Source organism: Bacteroides sp. AF25-38AC (genome assembly GCF_003602995.1).
Classification (GTDB): domain Bacteria; phylum Bacteroidota; class Bacteroidia; order Bacteroidales; family Bacteroidaceae; genus Bacteroides; species Bacteroides uniformis.
Genome location: NZ_QTMD01000003.1, coordinates 217,992 through 220,484 on the forward strand (window position 1 = coordinate 217,992; position 2,493 = coordinate 220,484).

Sequence of the window (2,493 nt, forward strand, 5' to 3'; positions counted from 1 at the left end):
CGTCCGCCTACCTCGTCTTTGCCGGCAACCATGATGTCGCAGGTGGATGTTCCCATGATACGTGTCAGTATCCCCGGGGCGACGGATGCGCCTACGGCTCCCATATGGGCGTCCAGCGCCCCCACGGCCACGGCGATTCCTTGGGGAAGTCCAAGCCTGTCTGCCCACTCGGGTGTCAGTTCCCCTGCCTTGGTGTCGCTGGTGTGGGTTTCTGTGAACAGATGGGGGAGCATTTCCTTCAAGGCCGGATTAAGTTCTTCGAGAACTTCGCCGGAAGGAAGACCCCAACAATAGTTAAGAAGTATCTCTTAAGTTGACTTTAAAAGATTGTTTTGAGATTTTATACTATGACAAGTTGTATATATATATAAAATGAGAACAGTAGAAATAGAGTATCTATTTTCTGCTGCTCTCATTAGAGTAATAAGCTATTTAGTAAGTTTTGTAATTTATCCTTTTCTTATTTTTATCCACCTTTTATCCTTTTCTGTTCTATAAATTAAGAACAAAAGAGGGGATAAATAAGGAGGAAAAGAAGTTCTACCCAAAAAGTAGTCCGTTCTTATTTCATAATGTGGTTTATTAATTCTTCCGGTGAAAGAGGTGTGATACCAAAAATATAGCTTTGACCAGACTGAAATGGTTCAGTCAGTTCAAAGTTCTCATAAGCGATACCACCAGGTATCGGAGATTTACTTGCCCAATAAGTATAACGACCATTCACAACTCCTTCTAACTCATTACTTGGATTGGAACAATACCAATATTGCGTTGCTTTTTTACCAGTATATTTCCAATGTGTATGTGTATCTTCAGCATATACAGCTTTTGTAGGGTCTTTCTCATCAGGTGACGCTATAAACCATACACCTCCATTTTTATCTTTTATCATTTCTGCCACTGGAGTATGGTTATGTTCTGTGAAATTAGAATCTTTATAGCTCGGCCATAATTGGCCGGCTTCTTTCGTTTTACCATCTGCGAGATGTAATGTCCTAAGTCTTGCTTTGTTTCCCATAGTAGCTGTGAGTATAAAACGATTTAGCTCATCTGACTCTTCCGTGGTATACGTAGTTAATTCAAACTCATAAGGCTTTCCTTCTGTGAATTTAGTCCGGACATAGATATCCGCACCATTATCAAAAGTTTCACAAAAGAAATACACAGTAAGTGTTTCAACTCCATTTTCCTTTGCTATTACTCCGTGAGCTGGATAATATTGATTTGGGAATGAGGGAGCTTCAGGAGTATTCCCACTCCAAAAACGTTTTCCACGAACATTATCAAGTTGACTCCATTCCAATTCTGAGAGCCCCCTATTATTTTTTGCTTTATCAATTGGTTCAAAAGCAATGAAATTGGTAACAACAAATTCATCATGTTCTAAATAAGGTGTATAGATACGAATTAGCCCACGTGGACCTCCTAATGGAGCAATTCCTATTCGGATACCATTTGCAAATCCCCAAATGGGTTGTGCTTTTGTATTTTGAGCAGGTTGTAACCATATTCCATTTTTTTCCGGAGTTGCTAAAGTTTCCGGAGCTATTTGTAGGTTAGTCTGTCCATAAAGGTAGTGTATTCTGCATGCAAAGAATAAAAGTGTAAATAGAATCTTGGTTTTCATGATTTTAAAAGTTTAAAATTAATTTTTATGTGTCGTTTATGGTAGTTCATATCGTTTTTAGCATGATTTGGTACTGCAAATATAAAAATGTTATAACGAATTAGCAAAATAATTTGCAGATTTAATTTTTATGTTTATATTTGCATCGTGAGAATACGATAAGTGCTACTGATTCAAGAGGTAACCTAAAAGTATAATACTATTATATAGCAAAAACGTTACACAAATATATGTCGTCACTAAAAAAAATATCGCTGAAGGATATTGCTGAAGCTGCAGGCGTTTCAACAGCATTGGTTTCGTTCGTTTTGAATGGGAAAAAGAAAGAGTATCGCGTGGGAGAAGAAACTGCCCAACGCATATTGAAAATTGCCAATGAAATGAACTACCAGCCTAATCTTGCGGCCAAAAGTCTTCGTAGTGGCAAAACAAAAACAATAGGATTAGTGGTTTCTGATATTTCCAACCCATTTTTTTCTCAATTAGCGCGTGTATTGGAAGATGAGGCAACCAAACGGGGATATACCGTACTTTTTGGAAGTTCAGATGAGGATAAGGATAAGATGACCCGTGTTGTTAGTAACCTTATTAATAAAGGGGTAGATGGACTCATCATTGTTCCTTGTGACAATTCTGAGAAATCCATCGCTTCACTTGTGAACAATAATATCCCTATTGTTTTGTTCGACCGCTATTTTCCGGAAATCAATGTCAGTTATGTAGCGTTGAATAACTTCAATGCTTCCTATATATCAACCAAACATCTTTTGAATGCAGGCTATAACGCTCCTTGTATGGTGGCTTATGATGTCAACCTTATCCATATGAAAGAGCGTATCCGTGGTTATAAAAAGGCTATGGATGAA

Annotated in this window: 2 protein-coding genes and 1 pseudogene; 1 reads left to right on the forward strand and 2 read right to left on the reverse strand. The window is 38.1% G+C overall.

Annotation, left to right across the window (positions count from 1 at the left end):
• Window positions 1-242, reverse strand: a pseudogene (locus DWY55_RS22270) (ribulokinase); the annotation flags it as partial.
• Between the two features lie 320 nt (window positions 243-562).
• Window positions 563-1,627 carry a hypothetical protein gene (locus tag DWY55_RS03640; RefSeq protein WP_005824685.1) on the reverse strand — a complete coding sequence of 355 codons (1,065 nt, stop codon included), beginning with the start codon at window positions 1,625-1,627 and terminating at the stop codon, window positions 563-565.
• 230 nt (window positions 1,628-1,857) lie between these two features.
• On the opposite strand from DWY55_RS03640, the gene DWY55_RS03645 reads away from it, so the two are divergent.
• Window positions 1,858-2,493, forward strand: a 636-nt coding sequence (locus DWY55_RS03645) for a LacI family DNA-binding transcriptional regulator (RefSeq protein WP_133303479.1), incomplete at its 3' end; no start/stop codon positions are given.